Origin of the sequence: Paraburkholderia edwinii (genome assembly GCF_019428685.1) — a bacterium.
GTDB lineage: Bacteria > Pseudomonadota > Gammaproteobacteria > Burkholderiales > Burkholderiaceae > Paraburkholderia > Paraburkholderia edwinii.
Genome location: NZ_CP080095.1, coordinates 4,865,136 through 4,889,743 on the forward strand (window position 1 = coordinate 4,865,136; position 24,608 = coordinate 4,889,743).

General features: G+C 64.2%; 25 protein-coding genes. 4 read left to right on the forward strand and 21 right to left on the reverse strand.

Annotated elements, in window-relative coordinates:
- Positions 1 to 106 precede the first annotated feature (106 nt).
- From KZJ38_RS21615 to KZJ38_RS21650, 9 genes are all read right to left on the reverse strand, one after another.
- The gene (locus KZJ38_RS21615) at positions 107 to 1,456 is read right to left on the reverse strand and encodes a sigma-54-dependent transcriptional regulator (RefSeq protein WP_219798161.1); all 1,350 of its coding nucleotides are present in this window, start codon (positions 1,454 to 1,456) and stop codon (positions 107 to 109) included.
- Positions 1,457 to 1,475: 19 nt separating this feature from the next.
- Positions 1,476 to 3,575, reverse strand: coding sequence for a sensor histidine kinase (locus KZJ38_RS21620; protein ID WP_219798162.1), 2,100 nt, complete (start codon positions 3,573 to 3,575; stop codon positions 1,476 to 1,478).
- A gap of 18 nt (positions 3,576 to 3,593) precedes the next feature.
- A complete protein-coding gene (locus KZJ38_RS21625; protein WP_219798163.1) occupies positions 3,594 to 4,874 on the reverse strand; it encodes a dicarboxylate/amino acid:cation symporter in 1,281 nt (426 codons plus the stop codon).
- A 363-nt stretch (positions 4,875 to 5,237) separates the two neighbouring features.
- A complete protein-coding gene (ugpQ, locus tag KZJ38_RS21630; RefSeq protein WP_219800547.1) occupies positions 5,238 to 6,011 on the reverse strand; it encodes a glycerophosphodiester phosphodiesterase in 774 nt (257 codons plus the stop codon).
- Positions 6,012 to 6,071: 60 nt separating this feature from the next.
- Complete coding sequence (locus KZJ38_RS21635; protein ID WP_219798164.1) at positions 6,072 to 6,596, reverse strand: helix-turn-helix transcriptional regulator; 525 nt, start codon at positions 6,594 to 6,596, stop codon at positions 6,072 to 6,074.
- 2 nt (positions 6,597 to 6,598) lie between these two features.
- A complete protein-coding gene (locus KZJ38_RS36690) occupies positions 6,599 to 6,880 on the reverse strand; it encodes a hypothetical protein (RefSeq protein WP_246641581.1) in 282 nt (93 codons plus the stop codon).
- A gap of 301 nt (positions 6,881 to 7,181) precedes the next feature.
- The gene (gene lipA / locus KZJ38_RS21640; protein ID WP_219798165.1) at positions 7,182 to 8,192 is read right to left on the reverse strand and encodes a lipoyl synthase; all 1,011 of its coding nucleotides are present in this window, start codon (positions 8,190 to 8,192) and stop codon (positions 7,182 to 7,184) included.
- Positions 8,185 to 9,036: a lipoyl(octanoyl) transferase LipB gene (lipB, locus tag KZJ38_RS21645; RefSeq protein WP_219798166.1), complete on the reverse strand. Its 852-nt coding sequence runs from the start codon at positions 9,034 to 9,036 to the stop codon at positions 8,185 to 8,187. The genes lipA and lipB overlap by 8 nt, the downstream gene beginning before the upstream one ends.
- Before the next feature lie 152 nt (positions 9,037 to 9,188).
- Positions 9,189 to 9,515, reverse strand: coding sequence for a DUF2917 domain-containing protein (locus KZJ38_RS21650; RefSeq protein ID WP_219798167.1), 327 nt, complete (start codon positions 9,513 to 9,515; stop codon positions 9,189 to 9,191).
- A gap of 99 nt (positions 9,516 to 9,614) precedes the next feature.
- Between KZJ38_RS21650 and KZJ38_RS21655 the strand changes: the two genes are divergently transcribed.
- Positions 9,615 to 10,625 carry a transcriptional regulator GcvA gene (locus tag KZJ38_RS21655; RefSeq protein ID WP_219798168.1) on the forward strand — a complete coding sequence of 337 codons (1,011 nt, stop codon included), beginning with the start codon at positions 9,615 to 9,617 and terminating at the stop codon, positions 10,623 to 10,625.
- On the opposite strand, the gene KZJ38_RS21660 is transcribed toward KZJ38_RS21655, so the two are convergent.
- From KZJ38_RS21660 to KZJ38_RS21700, 9 genes are all read right to left on the reverse strand, one after another.
- Complete coding sequence (locus tag KZJ38_RS21660; RefSeq protein WP_219798169.1) at positions 10,591 to 10,860, reverse strand: DUF493 family protein; 270 nt, start codon at positions 10,858 to 10,860, stop codon at positions 10,591 to 10,593. The genes KZJ38_RS21655 and KZJ38_RS21660 overlap by 35 nt on opposite strands.
- Positions 10,861 to 10,970: 110 nt before the next feature.
- Entirely contained in the window at positions 10,971 to 12,194 is a 1,224-nt protein-coding gene (locus KZJ38_RS21665; RefSeq protein WP_219798170.1) for a D-alanyl-D-alanine carboxypeptidase family protein, read from the reverse strand.
- 392 nt (positions 12,195 to 12,586) lie between these two features.
- Positions 12,587 to 13,213, reverse strand: coding sequence for an alpha/beta hydrolase (locus KZJ38_RS21670; RefSeq protein ID WP_219798171.1), 627 nt, complete (start codon positions 13,211 to 13,213; stop codon positions 12,587 to 12,589).
- Between the two features lie 147 nt (positions 13,214 to 13,360).
- Positions 13,361 to 13,684: a (2Fe-2S) ferredoxin domain-containing protein gene (locus KZJ38_RS21675; protein ID WP_219798172.1), complete on the reverse strand. Its 324-nt coding sequence runs from the start codon at positions 13,682 to 13,684 to the stop codon at positions 13,361 to 13,363.
- 146 nt (positions 13,685 to 13,830) lie between these two features.
- Positions 13,831 to 15,003, reverse strand: coding sequence for a VanZ family protein (locus KZJ38_RS21680; RefSeq protein WP_219798173.1), 1,173 nt, complete (start codon positions 15,001 to 15,003; stop codon positions 13,831 to 13,833).
- Positions 15,004 to 15,055: 52 nt separating this feature from the next.
- Positions 15,056 to 15,649 (reverse strand): ABC-type transport auxiliary lipoprotein family protein, encoded by a 594-nt coding sequence (locus KZJ38_RS21685; protein ID WP_219800549.1) that lies wholly within the window; start codon positions 15,647 to 15,649, stop codon positions 15,056 to 15,058.
- Between the two features lie 218 nt (positions 15,650 to 15,867).
- Positions 15,868 to 16,839, reverse strand: coding sequence for an MlaD family protein (locus tag KZJ38_RS21690; protein WP_219798174.1), 972 nt, complete (start codon positions 16,837 to 16,839; stop codon positions 15,868 to 15,870).
- Positions 16,840 to 16,863: 24 nt separating this feature from the next.
- On the reverse strand, positions 16,864 to 17,754 hold the full coding sequence (locus tag KZJ38_RS21695) for an ABC transporter ATP-binding protein (protein WP_219798175.1): 891 nt from the start codon (positions 17,752 to 17,754) through the stop codon (positions 16,864 to 16,866).
- On the reverse strand, positions 17,751 to 18,887 hold the full coding sequence (locus KZJ38_RS21700) for an MlaE family ABC transporter permease (RefSeq protein ID WP_219798176.1): 1,137 nt from the start codon (positions 18,885 to 18,887) through the stop codon (positions 17,751 to 17,753). The genes KZJ38_RS21695 and KZJ38_RS21700 overlap by 4 nt, the downstream gene beginning before the upstream one ends.
- A 326-nt stretch (positions 18,888 to 19,213) precedes the next feature.
- Between KZJ38_RS21700 and KZJ38_RS21705 the strand changes: the two genes are divergently transcribed.
- The 3 genes from KZJ38_RS21705 to KZJ38_RS21715 all read left to right on the forward strand — a co-directional run bounded on the left by KZJ38_RS21705 (position 19,214) and on the right by KZJ38_RS21715 (position 21,352).
- On the forward strand, positions 19,214 to 20,119 hold the full coding sequence (locus KZJ38_RS21705) for a biotin--[acetyl-CoA-carboxylase] ligase (protein ID WP_219798177.1): 906 nt from the start codon (positions 19,214 to 19,216) through the stop codon (positions 20,117 to 20,119).
- Entirely contained in the window at positions 20,116 to 20,994 is an 879-nt protein-coding gene (locus KZJ38_RS21710; RefSeq protein WP_219798178.1) for a type III pantothenate kinase, read from the forward strand. The genes KZJ38_RS21705 and KZJ38_RS21710 overlap by 4 nt, the downstream gene beginning before the upstream one ends.
- 118 nt (positions 20,995 to 21,112) lie before the next feature.
- Positions 21,113 to 21,352, forward strand: coding sequence for a hypothetical protein (locus KZJ38_RS21715; protein ID WP_219798179.1), 240 nt, complete (start codon positions 21,113 to 21,115; stop codon positions 21,350 to 21,352).
- Positions 21,353 to 21,396: 44 nt separating this feature from the next.
- On the opposite strand, the gene rfaE2 is transcribed toward KZJ38_RS21715, so the two are convergent.
- The 3 genes from rfaE2 to KZJ38_RS21730 all read right to left on the reverse strand — a co-directional run bounded on the left by rfaE2 (position 21,397) and on the right by KZJ38_RS21730 (position 24,401).
- Entirely contained in the window at positions 21,397 to 21,882 is a 486-nt protein-coding gene (rfaE2, locus tag KZJ38_RS21720) for a D-glycero-beta-D-manno-heptose 1-phosphate adenylyltransferase (protein ID WP_219798180.1), read from the reverse strand.
- Positions 21,883 to 22,049: 167 nt separating this feature from the next.
- Positions 22,050 to 22,928 carry a ferritin family protein gene (locus tag KZJ38_RS21725; RefSeq protein ID WP_219798181.1) on the reverse strand — a complete coding sequence of 293 codons (879 nt, stop codon included), beginning with the start codon at positions 22,926 to 22,928 and terminating at the stop codon, positions 22,050 to 22,052.
- Between the two features lie 579 nt (positions 22,929 to 23,507).
- Positions 23,508 to 24,401: a PhaM family polyhydroxyalkanoate granule multifunctional regulatory protein gene (locus KZJ38_RS21730; protein ID WP_219798182.1), complete on the reverse strand. Its 894-nt coding sequence runs from the start codon at positions 24,399 to 24,401 to the stop codon at positions 23,508 to 23,510.
- Positions 24,402 to 24,608 lie beyond the last annotated feature (207 nt).

Here is a 24,608-nt window from a genome sequence, read left to right on the forward strand (position 1 = left end):
GGGTTCGCCTTGGATGCAGTTCCGCCCGATGCCGCGCGAAGCCCGGTGGCCCCGCCCTTGCCTCGCATCGGATCGATACGCGTGACGGCGCCGGCAAGCCGACCCGTTACCGCTCGCCCTCACCGCGCGCAACAAGCCCATACCGCTTGATCTTTTCATAGAGCGTCGCCTTGCCGAGCTGCAGCCGGTCGGCCGCCAACGCAACCGCGCCGCCCGCCTGCTCGAGCGCCTCGGCAATCACCGCACGCTCAAACTGTTCGACGCGCTCCTTCAACGGCTGCGTGTCGCCATCATCGGCCGACGTCGCGACCGTATCGTCGACGATACCGAGCACGAAGCGATCGGCCGCATTGCGCAGCTCGCGCACATTGCCGGGCCACTCGCGCTGCATCAGGCCCGTGCGCTGACGGTCGGTGAGCATAGGCGCGGGACGCTGGTAGCGCACCGCCGCATCGAGCAGGAAATGTTCGAAGAGCGGCACGATATCTTCACGGCGCTCGGACAACGGCGGCAGCGCAATCGTCACGACGTTGAGCCGATACAGCAAGTCACGCCGGAACGTGCCGGCCGCGACGTGCTCCGTCATATCGCCTTTCGCCGCGGCAACAATGCGGCAGTCCACCTGAATCGGCTGGTTCGAGCCGAGCCGCTCGAGCACGCCATCCTGCAGCACACGCAGCAGCTTCACCTGCAGCGCGAGCGGCATGCTTTCGATTTCGTCGAGAAAAAGCGTGCCGCCCGACGCATGCTCGAGCTTGCCGATGCGTCGTTTGGCCGCGCCCGTGAAAGCGCCAGGCTCGTAGCCGAACATTTCAGACTCGAACATCTGCTCGGGCAGAGCGCCGCAATTGACCGCGATAAACGGCTTGTCGCGGCGCGGTGACAGTTCGTGCAGACTGCGCGCAATGAGCTCCTTGCCCGCGCCCGTGTCGCCGTTGATCAGCACCGCCGCATCGGTCGGCGCAACGTTCGCGATAAGCCGGCGCACCTGCTCGATCGCAGAGCTGCGTCCGATGATGCGCGGCGCGACCGAACTTTGTTCGGCCAGCTCGCGGCGCAATGCGAGGTTCTCGAGCACCAGCGTGCGGCGCTCGAGCGCGCGCCGCACCGTCTCGACGAGCCGCTCCGACGCGAACGGCTTTTCAATGAAGTCGTAGGCGCCGTCGCGCATCGCCTGCACGGCCATTGAAATATCGCCGTGTCCGGTGACGAGAATCACCGGCACATCGGGCGTGCGCTCGCGGCACTGCGCGAGCAGGTCGAGTCCGCTCGCACCGGGTAGCCGGATATCGCTCACCACGACGCCCGCGAAATCGGCGCTGACCAGCTTCAACGCGGATTCAGCCGCGGCGTGTCCCATCACTTCGAAGCCCGCGAGCTGCAAGCTCTGCACGCTTGCGCGCCGCACGAGCTCGTCGTCTTCGACATACAGCACCTGGATACTCTTGGTCACCATGATCGTTGCCGGATGAATGTCAGGTTCCCGCGGCAAGCGGGTCGCTCACCTGCGCCCGGGCGCGGCGCAGCGTCAGCGTGAAAGCCGCGCCGCCGTCCGGCGCGTTGCGCGCGGCCAGCGAGCCGCCGCAATCGCGCGCGATCGACGACGAGATCGCAAGGCCGAGCCCCAACCCCTGCCCCATCTCCTTCGTCGTGAAGAACGGTTCGAACAGGTGCGGCAGCACGTCGGCCGGAATGCCCGGTCCGTTGTCGCGGACCGTGATCGTCAACGTCGCCGCATCGGGCGCTTCCATCTCGATCGCAATATGCGGTTCAAGCAGGCCCGCGACCGCATCGAGCGCATTGCCGAGCAGATTGATCAGCACTTGCTCGAGCCGCAGATCGTCGCAATTCACCATGAGCTGCGGATGCCCGGCATCGATGTCGAACCGCTCGCGCGTCGGATTCGCCGCGGTTGCGTCGAGTAGCGACACATCGACCGTCACGCCTTGCAAGCGCTTCTGCAACAGCCCCAGCACATTGCGCAATGCGCGTGCGACCGGCGAGCGCGCGTTGCGCGGCCGCGCACGACCGACAAACAGCTTCAACTGATTCGTGATCTTGCCCATGCGCTCGGTCAGCGCGGCGATCGCCTCGAGATTTTCATGCGCCGCCGCCTGGTCGCCGCGTTCGAGCAGCACGCGTGTGTTGTCCGAAAAGCTGCGCAGCGCGGCAAGCGGCTGGTTCAGCTCATGGGTGATGCCCGCCGCCATCTGGCCCAGCGCCGCGAGCTTGCTTGCCTGGATCAGTTCGTCGTGTGCGGCGCGCAGTTCCTGTTCGGCACGCGCGCGTTCGCGCACTTCGTTTTTCAGCTGTTCATTCGCCTGCGAGAGGTCCGCGGTGCGCTCCGCCACGCGCTCGTTGAGTTCGGCATATGCTTTTTGCAGCAGCGTGCGGCTCCTCATCACTTCGCGCACGCGCGCACGGCGCATGCGCCAGTAGAACAGCAACAGACACAGCGATACATAGCCGAAGCCCGTTACGACCGTCGCATAGCGTGCGTCCGCGTTCACGGGATCGACCGGCGACAGCGTGATCAGATGCCAGTCCGGTTCGCCGAGCGCGCGGCTCGACGCGAGATAGCGCGGCGCATAGCGGCCGCCGCCGATCCGCACGATCCGTGCGCCGCCGGCGAGCGTGCGCTCGATTGTCATCGGTAGCGGCGTGATCGGTTGCTGCGCGTACTGGCGCGTCTGGCGGATCGAGTCCATCACTTCGTTCGAAAGCGGCCGCACCGTGTGGTACTTCCACGCAGCCACCGACGACAGAAAGATCACGCCATGGTCGTCGGTCACGATCAGCGGTTCCGATGCATCCGCACCCTGAAACCACTCGAGATTGAGCTTGACGACCGCAACGCCGACGATCTTGCCGTCGCGCATCACCGGTTGCGAGATAAAGTATCCCGGATCGTGCGACGTTGTGCCGATCGCAAAGAAACGCCCGACGCGTCCGTTAATCGCCTCGATGAAATACGGCCGGAACAGATATTCGACGCCGACGAAACTGTCCGCGTCGAGCCAGTTGCTGGCCGCGACGCATATGCCGTCGGCTTTGATGATGTAGGTGACGTTCGCCCGTGCCTGGCGGTTCAGGTCCTCGAGGTAATGGTTGGCGCGCGCGACGTTGACTTCAGTGGGCGCAACCACGACGTCTTGCACAACAGGGTGTTCGGCAAGCAGATAGGGAAGCGATTCGTAGCGCTCGAGCGTGCTTCTGAGCGCGCTTGTCGTACGGTCGGCGCGAGCGGCCGCATTCAGACGCAGCGCTTCGATGCCGCGCTGCCAGCTCACCGACCACGTGAGCCCGCATGCCGCCGCGAGCCCAGCGACGAGCGCGAAGAAAACGAGCAGACGGCGCGTCACGGTAACCACGTCAGGACGATGGGAGTCGCCTATTGTGGCACATTGCGCAGCGCCGTCTGCGTCTAGCGAGGCTTGATCCGCCTTTTGCGCGGCGGCACTTATGTCGCGCGCCGCGCCTTTCTTATTGTTGAAGAGCCGCGCGCGATACGTCTGTTGCGTCGCTTGCGCGGCTGCGGGCGGCGCCGCTGTGCCTCGCGGCGCCGTGGTCCCCATGGCTAAAACCCTGGTCGCTTAAACTTCGGCCGCTTCGCTGACCGACACGTCGCGCTGCATCACCGCGCGCAGCTTCGAGCGGTCAAGTTCGCGTTCCCATGCCGATACGACAACCGTCGCCACGCCGTTACCGACAATGTTCGTCAGCGCGCGGCATTCGCTCATGAAGCGGTCGATGCCGAGAATCAGCACCATGCCCGACAGCGGAATCGTCGGCACGACGGCGAGCGTCGCGGCGAGCGTGATGAAGCCTGCGCCCGTCACGCCGCTCGCGCCCTTCGACGTCAGCATCGTCACGGCGAGCAGCGTCAGCTGCTGCGTGAGCGTCAGATCGGTGTTGGTCGCCTGCGCGATAAAGAGCACCGCCATCGTCATGTAGATATTGGTGCCGTCGAGGTTAAACGAGTAACCGGTCGGCACGACGAGGCCCACGACCGAACGCGAGCAGCCGAGCTTCTCGAGCTTCAGCATCAGCTGCGGCAGCGCCGCTTCCGACGAGCTCGTGCCGAGCACGATCAGCATCTCTTCCTTGATGTACGCGACAAAGCGGAAGATGTTGAAGCCAACCACGCGCGCGATGATGCCGAGCACGACAATCACGAACACGATCGACGTCAGATAGAACGTGCCGATCAGCTTCAGCAGCGGCAGCAGCGAGCCGATGCCGTACTTGCCGATGGTGAACGCCATCGCGCCGAACGCGCCGATCGGCGCGAGCTTCGTGATGATCTTCACGACGCCGAACAGCACGCCCGAGATGCCTTCGATGAAATCGGTGACGACCTTGCCGCGCTCGCCGATCGTGGCAAGCACGCTGCCGAACAGCAGCGCGACGAGCAGGATCTGCAGGATTTCACCTTGCGCGAACGCGGACGAGATCGTGTCCGGAATGATGTGCATCAGGAACTCGACCGTCGACTGGCCGTGCGCTTTCGCCGCATACGACGCAACCGCCTTGCCGTCGAGCGTGGCCGGATCGATGTTGAAGCCGACGCCGGGCTTGAGCACATGCGTCGCGATCAGGCCGAGCACGAGTGCGAAGGTCGAGACGATCTCGAAGTACAGCAGCGCCTTGCCGCCGACGCGTCCTACCTTCTTCATGTCCTGCATGCCAGCGATGCCGGTCACAACCGTGCAGAAGATGATCGGGCCGATCACCATCTTGATCAGCTTGATGAACGCGTCGCCAAGCGGCTTCATGTCTACGGCGAATGCCGGCGAGAAATGCCCGAGGACGATGCCGATAATGATTGCGGCAATCACCTGGACATAAAGGATTTTGTAGAAGGGTTTCTTCACGATGGTTCCTGCGATGGAGTAAGCGACAGGCTCGTCATGCGGCGCATCATGCGAACGGAGTTCGTACGCTTGTGCGCGAGCTACGAGCCGCTACAAGACGACGATTTCAGAAGGTCCAGGACAGGAATTCAGGCATCGTTGTCTCCTTTGCTTTATTTATGAGCAGCACCCCGTAGCGTGCCGCGCCAGACATATTGCAAGGTCGATGCCAATGCGAGCCGCATGGCGGCGCGTTGATTTCTAAAGCTATTTTTCGCCTGTGCGGGCGCACATATCCCGCTTTCCGGAAATCCGGAATCGGAATGTCGGGGATTCCAGAATGTGGGCGTAAGGTGAAACCCCAGGCGCGCGCAGCGCGCCGGCTCAGCGCAGTGCGGCTTCGCTAATCAGATCGAGGCGGTCGGTGCAGATCATGTCGACGCCCCATTGGGAGAGTTCGCGCGCACGAACAACGTCGTTCACGGTGTACGCGAGTACGCGCAGGCCGGCCGCGCGAACTTCAGCGACGAGCCGTTCAGTCAGATGCTTGTGATCCGCGTGCAGCGATACGCATTCGAGTTCGCACACGATGCGCTGCCAGTCGTGCGGCACCGCGTCGAACAGCATGCCGCGCGGTAGCGAGGGGGCCGCCTTGCGTGCCGCCGCCAACGCGTCGTACGAGAACGACGACAGCAGAGGCGTTTGCGAACGCCATAGCGAAAGCGCCGCGGTGGCGACGAGTTCGCCCGTCAGCGCGTCGCGGCCGCTACAGGGCTTGATTTCGATATTCGCGGCGAGCGTATCGCGTTCACAGCGCGCAGCGGCATCCGCAAGCGTGGGCAGGCGTGCGCCCGCGAAGCGGTGATCGAACCATGAACCTGCGTCGAGCGCGCTCAATTGCGCCCACGTGTGCTGCGCCGCTGCGCCGCAACCGCTTGTGGTTCGATCGAGGGTGTCGTCATGCAGCAGAAACGGTTGATTGTCGGCGGACAGCTTTGCGTCGAACTCGACCATCCGGTAACCGTGCTGGACACACACGTCGAAGCCCGCGAGCGTGTTTTCCGGTGCGAGCTTACCCCCGCACCGGTGCGCCACGAGCCGCGGGTATCGCCAACGGGCCGTTTCATCTTCGTCTTCGACGTCGATTCCGTTTGCCATCATCCGTCCGCTTTGGGTTGGTGCATCCGTTGATGTGGTGATGATCGCCGCATGTACCAACTACGCGACCAGCATGCGGACTTCCCGCTGCATGCGCGACGTCATCTGGCGCCCTTCCTTCGCAAGGTTGATCTGCATCGCGGTGGAAGCGACATCGATCAAGCGCTGCTCAAGGTTGTAGTTGCACTTCGCCTGCAGCCACGCAAGGATATCGGCCAGATGCCATACGGTTGTGGTCCCCTCGTGTACCGGTGTGGGGAAGCTCGTCGCGTGTTTGAGCATGAGCTTGCGCATGTTCTGGCGCGTCACGCCAACCGCCTGTGCCGCATCGGTGAGCCCGACAAAGTCGGGCGCCGCTTCGATCAGCTTCGCCGACGGGACGACCGATTTGACGCTTGCAAGTGCGCTGACGAGCGCTTCATCGGCCGACTCCGCCTCACGCGTAAATTCGAGTGCGATGCGGCCAGGATGGCCGATGCCGATCAATGCATCGTCGCACCCGGCGGCACCGAGCTGTTCGACCAGGTCGTCCAGATCGGTGTCGACCTCTGCCAACTGGTACTTCAGCGTAAAGATGTACTCCATTGCTATCCCTCCTGCGGCGCGAGCCGCATTGAAGCCTTGCGCCTGATGTGCGTGGCGCAGTTATCGACCACCCGCCTCAACGCATTGGCGTGATTGCCGGCACTGCGCGGCGTACTCCAGACACAGCTAATACAAAATTCTCCGCAGCGACATTCATCGCCTTTATACGGGCAATAAAGCTTTCCCCAAGCGTGCGCTCCGCCCACGACGAGCCGCCAACCTTCTGCTTCGGCGTGCTTCAGTGCTTGCTCGACTTCCTTCTTTGGGTGAATTGATCTCGTCATGCTGACCTCAAGATTAATGACGTTGAAACCAGTTGTCAATTGACAACATTATCAAGATAGAACCCGGCCAAGCGGACATTCGCAATCCGCAGCCTCAGCCACTTGTCAATCATGTCGATCATGGAAGCCCTCGCAATGTGTTCGAAGAACAAGCATCGTGCCGGGCAAAGCGCGCTACATCAATATGCCGAAAGATGTAGTCCGAATTAATATTCAACCGCGAGAATTCTGAGGAAAGAAATAAAAAAAGCCCGCTTGAAAGCGGGCTTTTTGGATCGATCGGAGTAAGGGCGCGGTGTCTTCAGACCACTCCTGCTCCGTGCGCCTGTACATCGGCATGGTAGCTCGAACGCACCATCGCGCCGACGGCGGCGTGTGTGAAGCCCATCTTGTAGGCTTCCTCTTCGTACATCTTGAAAGTATCGGGGTGCACGTAGGCGCGCACCGGCAGATGGTGTTCCGATGGCTGCAGATACTGGCCGATCGTCAGCATGTCCACGTCGTGCGCGCGCAGGTCGCGCATCACCTGCAGAATTTCTTCCTCGGTTTCGCCAAGCCCCACCATCAGGCCGGACTTCGTCGCGACATTCGGATGCAACGCCTTGAAGTCTTTGAGCAGCTTCAGCGAGTGCGCGTAGTCCGAGCCCGGGCGCGCTTCCTTATACAGACGCGGCACCGTCTCCAGGTTGTGATTCATCACGTCGGGCGGAGCCGCATTCAGAATGCCGAGCGCGCGATCGAGGCGGCCACGGAAGTCCGGCGTCAGAATCTCGATGCGCGTCTCGGGCGACAACTCGCGCGTCTTCTCGATGCATTCGACGAAGTGCGCCGCGCCGCCATCGCGCAGATCGTCGCGATCGACGCTCGTGATCACCACGTACTTCAGTTTCAGCGCCGCAATCGTGCGTGCGAGATTGAGCGGCTCATCCGCATCGAGCGGGTCGGGCCGGCCGTGGCCGACATCGCAGAACGGGCAACGGCGCGTGCACTTGTCGCCCATGATCATGAACGTGGCCGTGCCCTTGCCGAAGCATTCGCCGATATTCGGGCAGCTCGCTTCCTCGCACACCGTGTGCAGGTTGTGCTCGCGCAGGATCTGTTTGATCTCGGTGAAGCGCGAATTGCCGGTTGCCGCTTTCACGCGGATCCAGTCCGGCTTCTTGAGTTTTTCGATCGGAACGATTTTGATCGGAATGCGCGCCGTTTTCGCCTGGGCTTTCTGCTTGGCGGTGGCGTCGTAGGCGGCGGATGCAGGTGCCGCGCCAGCGTTAGGAGCGGATTGGCCTGCGGGGTTCGCGGTAACGTCAGTCATTCGTTCGTTCCAGTGAGGCGGTGGCGGCACCGGCCTGCGATTGGGCGGAGTGGGCGGCGGCTGTAGCAACGCCGTCGATGTGTGCGGTAAGACGTGCGGCCAGCGTGCGAGCTACATCGGTCCAGCCCGCATTCGCGCCAAGTGTTGCCATGTCCACCGTTTCGAGTCCGGCGTAACCGCACGGGTTGATTGCGAAAAACGGCTCCAGGTCCATCTTCACGTTCAGGCTTACGCCGTGATAACTGCAGCCGTTGCGGATCTTGAGGCCCAACGCGGCGATTTTGGCGCCGGCGTGCTGCCCTGCGGAAGGCCCCGGCGCGACATAAATACCCGGCGCGCCGACCTTGCGTTCTCCGGCCAGATTATACGCCGCGAGCGTTTCGATCACGGCCGCTTCAATGCGCGTGACAAGCTCGCGCACCATTAGTTTGCGGCGGCGCAAATCGAGCAGCAGATAAGCGACGACCTGGCCGGGACCGTGGTACGTGATCTGCCCGCCGCGATCGACCTTGACGAGCGGTATGCCGCTATCGGCTGCAAGCAGATGCGCAGGGTCGCCCGCCTGCCCGAGTGTGAAAACCGGCGGGTGTTCGACAAGCCAGATTTCGTCGACGGTTTCCGCGGTGCGCGCTTCGGTGAAGGCACGCATCGCATCGAAGCTCAGCTGATAGGGCTCAGCGCCGCGCCAACGCAGCAGAACAGGTGCAGCGAGAGCCGCACAAGCGGAGACAGACGCCGTGGCAGCGCCAGCGGGGTTGTCAACGGAAGCCGTTTCAGACAGCGCCGCTCCGGCAGCGACAGTGCTGGAAGGCGCGACAGGCAGGGTAACCGGCGTGGCACACATGATTGCGCAAGTTTACCGAAATCTTGCGCGCCTCGCCGGGTGTGGCGCGATCCGCGAAACAAATGACCGCTCGCAAACGCGTGGCGCCCGCTTCAACCCCGCTTCAACGCCGTTCCAACGCCTTGTTCGTCATACGTTACGTTTCGCTAACTTCATACGGTTCGCCAGCCACCGCGCACCCGCATGCCGATCTGCTCCGCAACACGCGCAAACCAGTTGACCGCCCGCTCGTTGGCGCGCTTCGGCACATAGAAGACGACGCACGCGTGCGTGCCGCCTTCGGCGCTCAGCCACAGCCGCTCGCCGCGCCGCAAGCGCAGCGTCTTGCCGGGTTCGAGCCAGTAATCCTCGACGTCATTGCTGCGCGTAACCCATACCGCGCCACCGTGAACCGTCAGCCGCGTGCTGTTCGTGACGCGCAGCGGCACCGTTTCGCCATGGCCGACTTCGAACCAGATGCTAGAGGAAATTTCTCGCATGACACCCTCTCAAAAAAGCGTTCCATGGCTAGAATCGTAGTCACGACAAGGGCTTGCACCAAACGATCATTTTTCACGGATATGTGAGAAAAATTAGCAATGGACCTTCGCGATCTCCCCACCCTCAACGCGGTCAAGGCATTCGAAGCCGCCGCGCGTCACGAAAGCTTTTCACGCGCCGCCGACGAGCTGTTCGTCACGCACGGCGCGGTGAGCCATCAGATCCGGGCACTCGAAGCGGAGCTCGGCGTCACGCTTTTCACCCGCGAGGGCAAGCGCCTGCGGCTGACCGACGTCGGCCGGCGTTACGCGGTGCGCGTGCGTACGGCGCTCGTCACGCTCGCGGAAGCGACGCGTGAAATTCGCGCGAGCGATCGCGAAAGGCGGCTCGTGGTATCGATCCTGCCGTCGTTCGCGGCACGCTGGATCACGCCTCGTGTCGGCAGCTTCATTGAAGCGCATCCGCAGTGGGATCTCGAGTTGCAGACGAGCAACGTGCTCGTCGACTTCGCACGCGACGACGTCGACATCGCAATCCGGTTCGGCTACGGCCGGTATCCGGGGCTGAACGTCGAGATGCTGCTCGAAGAGGTGTTCTTTCCGGCCTGCACGCCCGATTTCAACGGCGGCAAGCTGCCGAGGACGCCCGCCGAGCTCGCCAGCCTGCCGCTGCTGCGCTCAGACGATCAGTTGTGGAAGCGATGGTTCGACGCGGCGGATCTGCCGGACTGGCCTGAACCGAGCCGCGGCGTGCTGTATCAGGATTCGTCGAACCTGCTGCAGGCCGCGCTGGACGGCCAGGGTGTCGCGCTCACACGCCGTGCGCTGGCGATGCAGGAAATCGCGGAAGGACGGCTCGTGCGGCTATTCAATATCGATGGCCCGAGCCCATGGCAATACTTTTTTGTCTGCCCGCCGCAGTTGCGGCACACGCCGCGCGTCGAGGCGTTTCATGACTGGATTTTTAGCGAAGCGCAACTGTTCAGGGCGCAACTCGAAGCGGTTTGCACAGGCACGGGCGCGCCGAAGAATCGGGCGCGGGCGCGCACGAAGGCACAACCCGCCCAGACAGCGATTACAGAACCACCTTCACCATCGGATGCCCGGTAAGCGCGCGATAGATATCGTCGAGGTGCTCGCGATTCTGCGCACGCACCGTCACGGTCAAACCGGTGTAGTTGCCGCCGCTCGACGGCCGCGTTTCGATGCGCGCGGCGTCGAAACTGCTGTCGAATTGCAAGATCACCGCGGCGATCGTCGTAGTGAACTCGGGGTGCGATTTGCCCATTACCTTGATCGGGAAATCGCACGGGAAGTCGATCAATGATTCTTTCCCGGCGCTCATACCATCGCCTCCTTGCGACAAGCCGCGCACGCACCATTGCGGCACGCGCGCGGCGATTGAACCGGCGGAACGGGTGACGCCAATCTGCGGCGCCAACCGCCCCCGCAGGCTTACTTCTTCTTGTTGAACATCAACATCAACGAATCCCACACGCGGCCAACGACGCCCGCCTGCGGCACCGGCTGCAACGCGACCACCGGGAATTGAGCAAGCGTCTTGCCATCCGACACGAGCTTCGCCGTGCCGATCTGCTGGCCCGCCGTGATCGGTGCAATCAACGGATCGGCATGCTCGACCTGCGGCTTGAGCTTGTCGCCGAGGCCCTTCGGCACGGTGATGTACTGGTCGGTATTCACGCCGATCTTGACCGTATCCTGCGTGCCCTTGTACACACGCGGCGTTTCGATGACCTGCCCCGCCTTATACAGGCGCACGACGTCGTACGCGCTATAGCCGTAATTCAGCATCTTGAGGCTGTCCTGCACGCGGTCGTGTTCCTTCGGCTCGCCCATCATCACCGTGACGAGGCGGCGCGACGCATCGGCCATGCCCGGCACAGGACGCTTCGCCGTCGCGATCAGGCAGTAGCCTGCAGCTTCCGTGTGTCCCGTCTTCAGCCCGTCGACGGTCGGATCGAGCCACAGCAGGCGGTTACGGTTCGGCTGCTTGATCTTGTTGTAGGTGAATTCCTTGACCGAGAAGATGCTGTAGTAATCGGGATAGTCGCGAATCAGGCGCGCCGACAGCACGGCGAGGTCGCCCGCGGTCGTGTAGTGCTGCGCGTCGGGCATGCCGTTCACGTCGGCGAAGTGCGTGTTCTTCATGCCGAGCTTTTGCGCTTCCGCGTTCATCATCGTGACGAACTGCGTTTCCGTGCCGCCGACGAGTTCCGCCAGCGCGATCGCCGCATCGTTACCCGACTGCACGATCATGCCGTAGACGAGGTCGTGCACGGTTACCGGCTTGTTTGCTTCGATGAACATGCGCGATTCGTCGTTGCGCACGCGGCGCACCGCGACGCTCGGCATCACGGTCTGATCCATCGAGATCTTCTTCGAATCGAGCGCCTGGAACACCAGATATGCGGTCATCAGCTTCGTGAGCGACGCGGGCTCGACGCGCTCGTCCGGATTGCCCGACGCGAGCACCTGGTTGCTCGTCGCATCGATGAGAACCCATGAGCGCGCATTCACGGCCGGCGGCGGCACCTGTGCGAACGCGCTGCTCGCGGCGACCAGCGACGCGGGCAGCACGACGCCGAGCATCACGGCGCGGCTAATGGATTGGGGAACGAAAGACGCCAGTGACGGGAAGCCGGAATTGGAAAAGCGCATAGGATCGGTTCGGGCAGAAATGAGCAATCACGCGTGAGCGGCGCGCAGTGTGGACAAGCCGGTCAGCACGCGTCGCACCGCACTCACTGCGCGCGCCCTCGAAGAGGACGACGGCAAGGGCAGCGCGGCGCTTCTTGGACTGCCGGCTAAAGAATCGGTTCGCGCAACGCGCCTCGCATCCGTCGCGGCGCGCATGGAAAAACGATGCGTGGTCAATGCATGATCGACGCGGAATCATTGCACGATGCCTGCGGCGGAATTGGGGCGCTGCGCCCAAAAAAGAGCGCCCATTATACGCGCCGCGGAACCACATTTTTGCAGCCTGGCCCCGCTTTTTACCGCGATTTACCGCTTAAGTGTTGTGTTCGCGCATCTTGCCGCGCGCGCAATGCTCAACGCCAGGCGTCGAGGATGATGCGCTTCAGAATGTGCAGCTTGCGATGCAGAAAATGCTCGGCGCCCGGGATCACGACGACCGGCAGTTCCTGCGGCGTCGCCCAGTCGAATACCGATTGAAGCGGCACCGTCTCGTCGATTTCGCCGTGAATCACGAGTGTATTTTCCGGCACCGGCACGACATCCCAGCGGCTCGCCGCGGTACCGACGAACACGATTCGCTCGATCGCGCGGCCTTCTTCGCGAAGGCGCGCCGCGACATGCGACAGCACGAAGGTGCCGAACGAAAAACCCGCGAGCACGAGCGGCATGTCGGCCTGACCCGGCTGTGCGCGCATGTAATCGAGCACCGCGCGCAGGTCGTCCTGTTCGCCGATGCCGTTGTCGTGCTCGCCCTCGGTCGCACCGACGCCGCGAAAATTCGCGCGGTACGTCACGTACTTCAGTTGCACGAGCGTGCGCGCGAGCGTCTGCGCAACCTTGTTGTCCATCGAGCCGCCAAAGAGCGGATGCGGATGCGCGACGAGCGCGATGCCGCGCGGCTCGCCATCGGGGAGGTCGAGCGCGACTTCGATCTTGCCGACAGGACCGTCGATCAGGAACTTCTGCGTTTGAGCATTCATTGGCGCCGCTTCCGGGTCAATTGATAGATAGGGATGGGTCGAGTGACGTGTCGATGCGAGTTGCAGCTAGCGTCGCTGCGTGCGTCGATTCTCACGAGCCGAACCGCGACTCGAACCGCGGCATCGATTGTTGATTGATGAGTCGAATTACTGATCGATTCTCAGACGCTCGACCACTTTACCGTTCAGAAGATGCGATTCGACGATCTCGTCGATATCGCTCTCGTCGACGTACGTGTACCACGTGCCTTCCGGATAGACGACGATGGTCGGCCCTTCTTCGCAGCGGTCGAGACACCCTGCCTTGTTGATGCGCACATTGCCCGGACCGGCAAGGCCCAGCTGCTTCACGCGCTTTTTCGCGTATTCCTGCATTTCCTGAGCGTTGCAGTTGGCGCAGCACGGGCGCGTCGCCTCCGGTCCACGCTGGTTCAGGCAAAAGAAAACGTGATATTTGAAATGAGGATCCATGGGCATTGGCGCTAAGGCGAAATGGTTTTGAAAGTGCGGAGCGCGGGGCAACCGAAAACTGCTGTATCGGTTCGAGGCTTCCGGCGAGAAGCGTCGTCGCTCGCTAGCTGATCCAACCAATTATAACGACCGCGTTCATGCGTCGCTCAGGCGCCGCGCCGCTTCCCGCCCCCACGCCGCCGCATAAGCCATGCACGCTCGGCCGAGAACGCGAGCCACACGAGCGCGGCATAGGGCCACGTCCACGCGAGCCAGCGCGCGAGCCCATTGAAATGCAGGTAACGGCCCTGCCGCCAGTCGGCCAGCACGACATCGAAATACGGGTTCACCGGCAGCAGATTGACGAACACCAGCGACGTGGCGAGCGCAAGCGCCGCCAGCGTCGCGCGCCATCCCGGCGGCAGCGCGGGCGCGAGCAGCACAGCGACGGTGCCGCACGCCAGACCGATCAACGCGCCGGGCGTCGCCCAATCGAATGCAAGGCCGCTTTGCGATTGCAGAAACGTCGCGCCTGCCTTGACCACGAGCGTCGCCACGATAAACGCCAGCAGCAACAGCCGGCGCGGCGCACGCGTGCGCATCGGCAGCGAAGCGAGCGCGCCGACCGCGAGCAGATTGAGCGCGGTAATGACGGCTTCCCAACCGTCGTCGGGCAGCCACGCCGCGACGAGCGCGGGCCACGCGAGCACGTGCCACGCGGCGGGCGTCCACGCGAGCAGCGTCTCCTGCATGCCCGCGTCGAAGCGTTGCCACAGCGCGTGCGGCCAATCGCCGAGACCGAACAGACGCGGCGCCGGGAACATCGTTGCAAACGGCCACAGCGCGGCGAGGCCGATGATCGCCGTGCTATCGCGCTCGAACCACAGGAAGCGGATGCGGCGCAACAGCCCACGATCGAGCAGCGCGCCGGTCGCGGGCGACATCAGCGTTGCGCCGAGCAAGGCGCCGAGCGCATTCGCGGCCAGATCGAGATTCGACGCGATACGCGTCGGCAGATATGTTTGCCCCGCTTCCATCAGCGCGGAGAGCAGCGTGCCCGCGCCGAACGCGAGCGCGACCGCCAGCGCGCCCCGCACCCGCGGATAAACGGCGAGCACGACGAGCGCGCCAAACGGCACATAGCCGAGCACGTTCGTGACGACATCGAAAAGGGTGAGGTACTGCGGCATGGGATCGGTCAGGTACGCGAACGGCGCGATCCCAAGCGAACGCCATCCGAAAAACGGATACCACGAGCCGTAGACGACGAGCGCCGCATAGAGCGCAAGCGCCTGCCTTGCGAACGTCGACGGACGACGCTGCCACGGCTTGTCGGTCATGCAGCGCTGCCTGGCGCGCGCGTCCCGCTCATTGCCCCGCTCATCGCCCCACTCATTGCCCGGCGACCAGCGCCTGCGCGCCAAGCCATGCGCTGATCTGCGCGACGAGATCGTCGCTGGCCGCCGCAAGCGCACGCGTGCCGCCCGCCGCATCGGGCGTGCTGGCCGGCGCGCGCGCGACAAACGTGTGCTGGCCGAGCACCTTGCCCTGGAAGGACAGCGTCGCGCGAGCAGTCACGGCGCCGTGGCTTTGCGTCTGTCCATCGAAATCCTGCTCGAACTCGTCGAGCTCGACCTTAAGCACCGGCGCATGCACGCCGTCGCCGCCAGTCAGCACCGTGCCACGCGACGACAGCGCGCCGCGCAACCGTTGCGTGAGCAACATCGCGGGCGGCATCGTCCAGTGGCTGGTCGCGTAGGCTGCGGTGCGTTGTGCATCCGCGTAGCTCAAGCGGTAGATCACCTTGTCCGAGCCGAGCATCTCGGGCGCCGTGACGTCGAGCACCTTCACTGCCGGCAGCGGGCCGGCGCTGGCCACCTGCGCGGGCGGTCCGAGGTCGTAGCGGATGTCCGAAATCGCCGCGGGATTGCTCGCGCATCCGGCGAGCAGCATGCCGCCGGCGAGCGCCGCGGCAAGTGCGGGCATAAACGAGGACAAGCGCGAACGCACGGGCGAAGGCACGCGCGAGGGCACATGCGCCGGCACATGCCGCGGCATAACCGGCAACCTCAGCTCAGCCGAACGCGCAGACATACGCGCAGCCAAACGCGTCGACATGCGCGCCGAAATAAGCGCCGCCATCATCAAAGTGCCGGACCGTACGAGTCGGTTGATCGTGCGTGACATGAGCGTTCCTTTTCAGATCATTTTTGCGTCGGTTGCGCGGCGGCACTGGGCCACGAGAAGCCGTCCTCGCCGGGGCCCGGCGCCTCGCGCGGCGCGCCGAACAGAATGCTGCGCGGGCTTTCGCTGAAGGTATTGGCGGCCTTGTCGACCGAGCGCACCGCCGTGCGCACATCGTCGGCCAGCGAGTTCACCTTCGGCAGCGTGTCGTATCCGACTCGCGACGACATCTCCTGCAACGACGCATTCATGGCGGTCAGCGCATCGCCGGCCTGTTGCGCCGCCGTGCCGACCTTGTTCAGATTCGTTTCGAGCGGACCGTTCGACTTGTTCAGGCTCGTGATCAGCTGGTTGGTCGACGCCAGCGTCTGATTGAGCTGATCGACGGTGCCGGGCAGCTTGCCGGCCGTCGGCGCGATCTGCTGCGTGAGTGCCGTGACGCCATCGGCCGCCTGCTGCAGGCTCACGACGGTCGCGCTGATCTGCTTACGCATATCGGGCGACAGCAGTTCGTCGACATCGCCCGCCACGCGCTCGAGTTCGCGTAGCAGCACGTCGCCGCGCTTTTGCAGCTGATCGAACAGGCCCGGATGCAGCGGCAACTGCGCGACGTCCTTGCTCGACGACGCAAGCGGCGCCGTGTCCTTGCCCGTATCGTCGAGCTGCACGAACGCGATGCCGGTCACGCCCTGCAACGCAAGCGTGCCGAATGTCGAATGCGTGATCGGCGCCCGCGTGTCGACCAGAATGCGAATCACGATTTGCCCCGGATGGCTCCGGTCGAACTTCAGCGATTGCACCTTGCCGACGTCGAGTCCGCGAAACCGCACGGCCGCGTCCGGATAAAGCCCCGTCACATTCGTGCGCGCGATGAGGTCGTACGGCACACGCACCGACCGGTCGACGTTGAACAGGAACGCCGCCGCGCCGATCGCCAGTGCGAGCACCACGGTGAAGAGCCCGGCCCAGAAGGCATGGGATTTGTTTTCCATCGTCAGGTTCCCCTGGTTCTCCGCTTACATCGCGGTTTTGAGCGGGATCGCATCGCACGCCGGCTCGAGCGCCGCGGCCGGCAGCTTCGCGCGACGCTCGGGCGACAGCCCTTGCAACGCGAGACGCCCGCGCAGACCGAGAAAATACTCGTGGATAAACGGATGATTGACGCCCGCCACTTCCTCGACCGGCGCCGCGACGAGCACCTTGCGGTCGGCCAGCACCGCCACGCGCGACGACAGCGCCACCATCGTGTCGAGGTCGTGCGTCACCATCACGACAGTGAGCCCGAGCGCACGATGCAGCGCGCCGATCAGCTCGACAAACTCGTCGGACGCCTGCGGATCGAGCCCGGCGGTCGGTTCGTCGAGAAACAGCAGCTCCGGTTCCAGCGCGATCGCGCGCGCGATGCCGACCCGCTTGATCATCCCGCCCGACAGCGCGGCCGGCATTTTCGATGCGTTCTTGCAGGGCAAGCCAACCATCTCGAGCTTCAGCATGACGATGTCGCGCAGCAACTCTTCGGGCACCTTGCCGAGTTCGCGCAACGGCTGCGCGATATTGTCGAACACCGACAGCGACGAAAACAGCGCGCCCTGCTGGAACAGCATGCCCATCCGGCTGCGCATCAGGCGCGCTTCTTCGGGATCGATCTTCGAGGTGTCTTCGCCGAACACCTTGATGGTGCCCGACGTCGGCCGCTCGAGCCCGAGAATCTGCCGCATCAGCGTGGTCTTGCCCGAGCCCGAGCCGCCGACGATCGATACGATCTCGCCGCGCCGGGCGTCGAAGTTCAGATGCTCGTGCACGACGTTGCGCCCGTAGCGCTTCGTGAGGTTACGCACCTCGATAACGGTTTCCGCAATCTCCGGCAGCGGCTGGTCGCGTACGGCATGGGTAAGCGGCGCAATCATGAGAGCCCCACGTTCTGAAAGAGAATCGCGAACACGGCATCCGCGAGAATCACGACCGTGATCGACGTGACGACCGAGGTCGTCGTGCCTTCGCCGAGGCTTTGCGAATTCGCCTTGATGCGAAAGCCGAAATGGCAGCCGACCAGCGCGATCAGCATGCCGAACGCGGCCCCCTTGCCGAGGCCGATCCACAGGTTCGCGACCGGCACGACGGACGGCAGCGAGCGCGCAAAGTACGACAGGTCGATCTGCAGCACGATCTTCGCGGCCAGCGCGCCGCCGAACAGCGCGACGATATTGGTCCACATCACGAGCAGCGGCATCGCAATGGCCAGCGCGATGACGCGCGGCAGGATTAACCGCAAGCCGTGCGGAATGCCCATCACGCGCATCGCGTCGAGTTCTTCGGTCACGCGCATCACACCGATCTGCGCGGTGATCGACGATCCCGAGCGCCCCGCGACGAGAATCGCCGCGAGCACCGGCCCCAGCTCGCGAATCACGCCCAGCCCGAGAATATTGACGATGAACTGGTTCGCGCCGAACAGACGCAACTGCTGCGCCGACAGATAGCTGAGCACGATGCCGATCAGAAACGCGACGAGCGCGATGATCGGCAGCGCCCGTGCGCCCGCATAGTAGACATTCGCGGAAATTTCTTTCCACGGCATGATCTTCGGGTTGCGCGCGATCGACAGCAGATCGAGCACCACGCGCCCGAACATCGCGATGCCGCCTTGCAGATGCTCGAAGAACGAAAAGAGCGCGAGACCGAGCCGCGTGAACGGGTCGAAGCGCGGCACCTTCTCCGGGTTCTCGCGTTCGCGGTCGAGCAGGGCAATGCGGTTGAAGATGTCGCGCTGCGTCGCATTGAGCGCGACGAGATCGGCGGGCAGACGGTAGCCCCAGATGCGCCACAGCGCCTGGCCGCCGACGTGATCGAGCCGGTCGATGCGCGACAGGTCCCATTGCGCGACCTTCTCGTTGCCGATCAGTTCGCGCAGGCGCGGCAGCGCGCGGTCCTGCGAGCGGTCGCGCGCAAGGGCGAGCGCGGTCCACTGGCCGGACAGCCGGACGATCTTGCCCTGTCTGCCTGCCGCGACTTCAAGGCCGGGCGGAGTGTCGTAGTTCAAGGCGCTGGAAGGTCGTTATCGGATTAACGGGCATTGTATCGAACGCGCCGCCCGCGAGCCTTGCCGGCTTGTCCGGCCCATCGCGGCAGAGGTCTTGCGCGCTTCGGAAAGGCCCGGGGAAAAGTCGGGGGAAATCGGTAGAAATGGGCGCGACGGCGCGGCCGGCGTGGCCGGGCGTGCCTCGACGCTATATCCGGATGACGTCCATGCCGTGTCCGCACTGCCGCCGCGCGTTGACCGGGCAGTGTCTTTCCACCACCTTTCCGCCGCGCTGCCGGCGCGCGGACGATGCGTTCCAGCCGGTGCGAGTGGCTACAATACGCGGCATGACTACCCCCACCTCTACCGGCTCTGCCCCGGCCGACGACTGGCGCATCGACCGCAACCGCGCGATCGCGCTGTTCGGCCCGGCCGCGCATGACTGGCCGATCGAAATCGTCGAAGAGACCGGCTCCACCAACGCCGATCTGATGGCGCATGTGAAAACGTTGCCGCGTAAAGCGGATGCGCTCGAGCGGCCGATCGTCCGGGTCGCGTATCTGCAGACGGCCGGCCGCGGCCGGCGCGGCCGGCCGTGGTATGCGGAGCCCGGCAACGCGCTGCTGTTTTCGGTCGCGTGTGTGCTGCCGCGTCCGCTCGAAGGGCTCGCCGGTTTGAGTCTCGCGGTCGGTGTCGCACTCGTCGACGGGCTGCGTTCGCTGCCGGTCGCGGGGCCCGGCCAGATTGCGCTGAAGTGGCCAAACGACGTGCTGCTCGAAGGCGACAAGCTGGCCGGCATCCTGATCGAAACCGCGTGGAGCACCGACGACGCGAGCGCGGTCGTGATCGGCATCGGCACCAATGTCAAAGGCGCCGAGGAACTGGCCGCGAAGGTCGGCGCGCTCAACGCGAACGTGCCGCCCGAAGCGCGCGGCGCGACGCCGACCGCGCTGTCGCGCGCGCTGCCGACCGCCAATCTCACCGATACGCTGGCCGCCGAACTGAACGCGCTCGAACCCGCGCTCAAGCGCTTCGCGGCGGAAGGCTTCGCGCCGTTCCAGCCACGCTGGAACGCGTGCCACGCGTACGCGGGCCGTGAGGTGCTGCTGTTCGAACAGGGCGTCGAAACCGGCCGGGGAATCGCGGCCGGCGTCGACGAACGCGGACAGTTGCTGCTCGATACCCCCGCGGGCCGCACCGCGATCGCGACCGGCGATGTGACGCTGCGCCTCGCCGACCGGAGCGCACCGTGAGCGGCGCGCCGTTTCTGCTGATCGATGCCGGCAACAGCCGCGTCAAATGGGCGCTCATCGATGGAAACGGCGCACAGACGGCGAGCGGCGCATTCGCGCATGCCGGTCTGCTCGTGAAGGGCATCGGCGATCCGCTTATCAACGAGCACGAACCGGACTGGAGCGCGTTGCCGGCGCCTCGCAGCGCGTGGGTATCGAACGTGGCGGGCGTCGCGGTCGCGCGGCGCATCGACACGTTGCTCGACGCCACCTGGCCCGGCCTGCCGCGCACCACGCTGCGCGCCACGTCAGCGCAATGCGGTGTGCGCAACGGCTACTCGACGCCGGAGTCGCTCGGCAGCGACCGCTGGGCCGGCATGATCGGCGCGCGCGCGGCCTTCCCGGACGAGAACCTGCTGATTGCCACCTTCGGCACCGCGACGACACTCGAAGCATTACGCCAGGACGGCACGTTCACGGGCGGCCTCATCGCGCCGGGGTGGCTGCTGATGATGCGTGCGCTCGGCGAGCACACCGCGCAATTGCCGACGCTCGGCACATCGGGTCTGCAAGACGCGCTTGCGGGCGACAATCCCGCGCTTGCCGCGCCACCTGCACGACCCGCGCCGCACGCGCTATGCTTCGCCACCAATACGCGCGATGCGATCGCGGCCGGCTGCGCGCTTGCGCAGGCCGCGCTGATCGAGCGCATGTGGGGCCAACTGCAGGACGAATGGCAGACGCCGGTCCGGCTGGTGGTCGGCGGCGGCGCGGCCGGGGAAGTGATTGGCTCGCTGCGGGTGCCGCATACGCGGCATGATTCGCTTGTGCTCGCGGGGCTTGCGCTAATCGCCGCTGATGACGCCGGCACCGCCTTGGCGCCTTCGCCGCAGTGACGCACGCCGCACGCCTCATGACGCATGACACGTGACGCAATTGCAGTGCGCGTATCGGAAAGAATAGGAACAACCTGTCGATAACGACGACCGACACCACACGACGGAGAGTCCAACCATGCTGCGCTGGCTGATCGCCTTGCTTGTCATTGCCAATTTGCTGGCGTTCGCCGCGGTGCGCGGCTTATTCGGCCCCGCGCCCGCGGCTGGCGCGCGCGAGCCGTTTCACTTGAACCGGCAGATTCATCCGGAAGGGTTGCGCGTGCAACCGATGTCGGCCGCCGATGCCGCAGACCAGGCGGTGGTCGGCGGTCCGGCGCCGGTTGCGCCGATCGCGGCGTCGGCGCTGGGGCAGTAGCCGCGAGCGTCGCTCGCGCCTGACGGCTAAGGCGACCGCCGTCGCTACTGCTGTTGCGCGCGGACTTTCTTGAGCAGCGCCGTCGTCGAGCGATCGTGCTCGAACGGAATCGCCAGCGCCCGTCCACCCCACCCTCGCACAAGCGCCGATTCAGGCAACGCGTCCATATCGTAGTCGCCGCCCTTCACGAGGATGTCCGGACGCAGCGCTTCGATCAGTTCGATCGGCGTGCGCTCATCGAACCGCACCACCCAGTCGACGCTTTCGAGCGCCGCAAGCAGCGCCATGCGGTCGTCTTCGCGATTGATCGGCCGGTCGTCGCCCTTACCGAGCATGCGCACCGACGCGTCGCTGTTCACACCGACGATCAGACTCGCGCCCAGCGCCTTCGCATCCGCCAGATAGGTAACGTGACCGCGATGCAGGATGTCGAATACGCCATTGGTGAAGACGACCGGTCCTTGCAGCGCGGGACGGATGTGCGCAAGCGCGTCGCGCGTGGTGAGTTTGCGTTCGAAAGAAGCGGCCATGGCGAAACAGGAAGTGGCGTGGATTGCCGCAACGATACACGTGTCGGCCGAAATGCAAAACGGCCCGGTGGGCTTGCGCCTGCCGGGCCATTCGGGAATCGTCGGGAAAACATCAGGGAAACATCGAGACTTGGTCAAACTCGGTCAGACTCGTCTTGCCGCCGGATTTACGCCGGCTGCTGCGCCGAGCCCTGATCGCCGCCGACCTGCACGCGCGCGGTAACTTCCTTGCGGTAGCGGTTCAGTTCCTGCGCCGTGTTGAACGTGCGCTCGAAAAGAATGGACAGGTTGTGCAGGATCCGTTCGACGACCTTCTTCTCCCAACCGTCGTCGAAGCGGATCTGCTCGTCGAGCCAGCGCTCGAGCCACTCCGGATCGGGCAGGCGCGACTGGATCGTGTCGCGCGGGAACAGCGCCTGATTCACGTGCAGGTTGGTGGGGTGCAACGGCTTTTCGGTGCGGCGCGCCGATGCCATCAGCACGCCGATTTTCGCGAATGCCGCACGCGCGACGTCGCCGAAATTGCCCATTGCCTTTTTCATGTAACGCAAATATGCGCCGCCATGACGCGCTTCGTCGCGCGAGATGGTTTCGTAAATGTGCTTGATGACGGGTTCGGTATGCCATTCGGCCGCGCGGCGATACCAGTGATTCAGACGGATTTCGCCGCAGAAATGCAGCATCAGCGTTTCGAGGGGCGGCGCGGGATCGAATTCGAAGCGCACCGCATGCAGTTCTTCTTCGGTGGGGACCAGGTCGGGTTTAAAGCGCCGCAGATATTCCATCAATACCAGCGAATGCTTTTGCTCTTCAAAGAACCACACGCTCATGAACGCGGAGAAATCGCTGTCGTGATGATTGTCGCGCAGGAACATTTCGGTGGCGGGCAGCGCGGACCATTCGGTGATCGCGTTCATCTTGATCGTTGCGGCCTGCTCGTCGGTGAGCAGCGACGCATCGAACTTGTCCCAGGGAATGTCTTTTTCCATGTCCCATCGGACGGATTCGAGCGATTTATATAGTTCCGGATAAAGCATGGTGTTCATAGTCCCACCCCTGTTCTGCGCAAGGCGACGTCTGTTTGTGTCTGTCTAACTAATTTATTGCTACTTTTGCTGCTGACGAACGAAAACCGCGCTTTCGCCGGCGCAGCATTCAATTTTACGCGGTAATCGGTTGCCCAGAAGAATCTGTGGCAAAGAAGTACCAGCGGCGTTTTAAGCGCTTGCGAAATGTAGATTTCACAATCGCGGCCAACCGTGGGTGAGGGAGACCCTGTGCCTGAGGTCAAGCCAGCCTGCGGCGCAACGCCGCAGCGAGCCCTCGCACCGGAAGACCGGCGCGCTGCGGGCTGCTGGTTTTGAGGTTTTCGACGCAGGCTCGCGGGCTGAAAAACATCTCGAATAATAGCATGCGCCTCTTGAGCAACCGCGCCCAAAGGGCTTCGGCGGGCCGCCGGAGGCGGCAATCGTTGATCTGGGACAAGCGGCGCGAGGGCGAATTGGCCAGTGCATTTCAGGACGACGATTTTCGGACATCATGGCGCCGCGCCAGGTGCCCGTTCCGGAGTTTCGCCGCTTCGCTTTTCCGTGTTTTGGCGTCTTTCGTCCTTACGCCGTCCAGGCCTATTCGGGTTGATTCGGGTTCTTGCGGGACGCGGCGGCGCCCGCTCCCTTGCCCTCTTTCGCTGTTTTGCCCGAGGGTGCGCGCTTCGCAGCCGGGCGCTTCGCAGCCGGGCTCGCCGCCGTCTGCCGCGCGCCTGCGCCGGCAGCGCGTTCCGCGCGGCTGTGATTGGCGTGCTCTTCGCTCTGCGCGCCACCTGCACCCGCCGCGGCGCCTCCGCCCGTCTCGCGATCGCCGCTCGCGCTGGCCTCACTGGCCTCGCCGGTGGCGGCTCCCGCGGCCATACCCGGCTGCGTCATCGCAAACTGCGCGATCTGATTGAACTGCGATTGCAGCAAGTTCCACCATCCCGAAGCGTCGAACCCCGGCGCCGGCGTATTTTCCCCAGACGCTTGTCCAGCATCCTGCGCGGACTGCCCCGTTTCACCGGCCTCTTCCTCTCGCGGCGAACCCGCACGCGATCCGCTTGCCGCACGCGCGTCGTCCGCATGCTCCCGCGCCGACGTTTCGCGCGACGGTGTTTCGGTCACCGGTTGTGACATCGACTGCTGCGCGAACGCGCCGAAAGCGCGCAGCGTCGCTAGCGTCGCGCGCTGCACCTCGAGCGCCTGAATCGCCGATTGCAGCATGTTCAGGTTCAGCTTCAGCCATTGCTCGACCGCGCGCATGTCGGTGATGCGCTTGTCGAGCTCCTCGACGTTCGTGAGCGGCGCCATCATGTCGGACATCATCGACAGCGACGGCACGAACCCTTGCGCCCCGCCCGGCTGCGTACCGGGAAAGGCCGCGCCGAATGGCGTGAGGCGCATCATCCCCCACATCCGGTCGAGCATTTCGGCGGGCGGGAAACCGGGAAATCCAGGAAAGGGCGGCGTGGAGCCGGGGGTGTCGGTCATGTTGATCTCCTCGCAGCGTAACGGGCGCTATGAAAACGAAGCGCGGAAAAAGTAAGCCTCGGTGAAACCTGGGTGAACCCGGGGTGAAACTTGAGTGACGCTCGATCGTGATGCACGGCGACTGTCCGGAAGCGCCACGGCGACGCGGCGGCAGCTTTGGCGAACGCCCGTCGGATCATACCTTGCGTGCCGGGGCCGGACGTATTG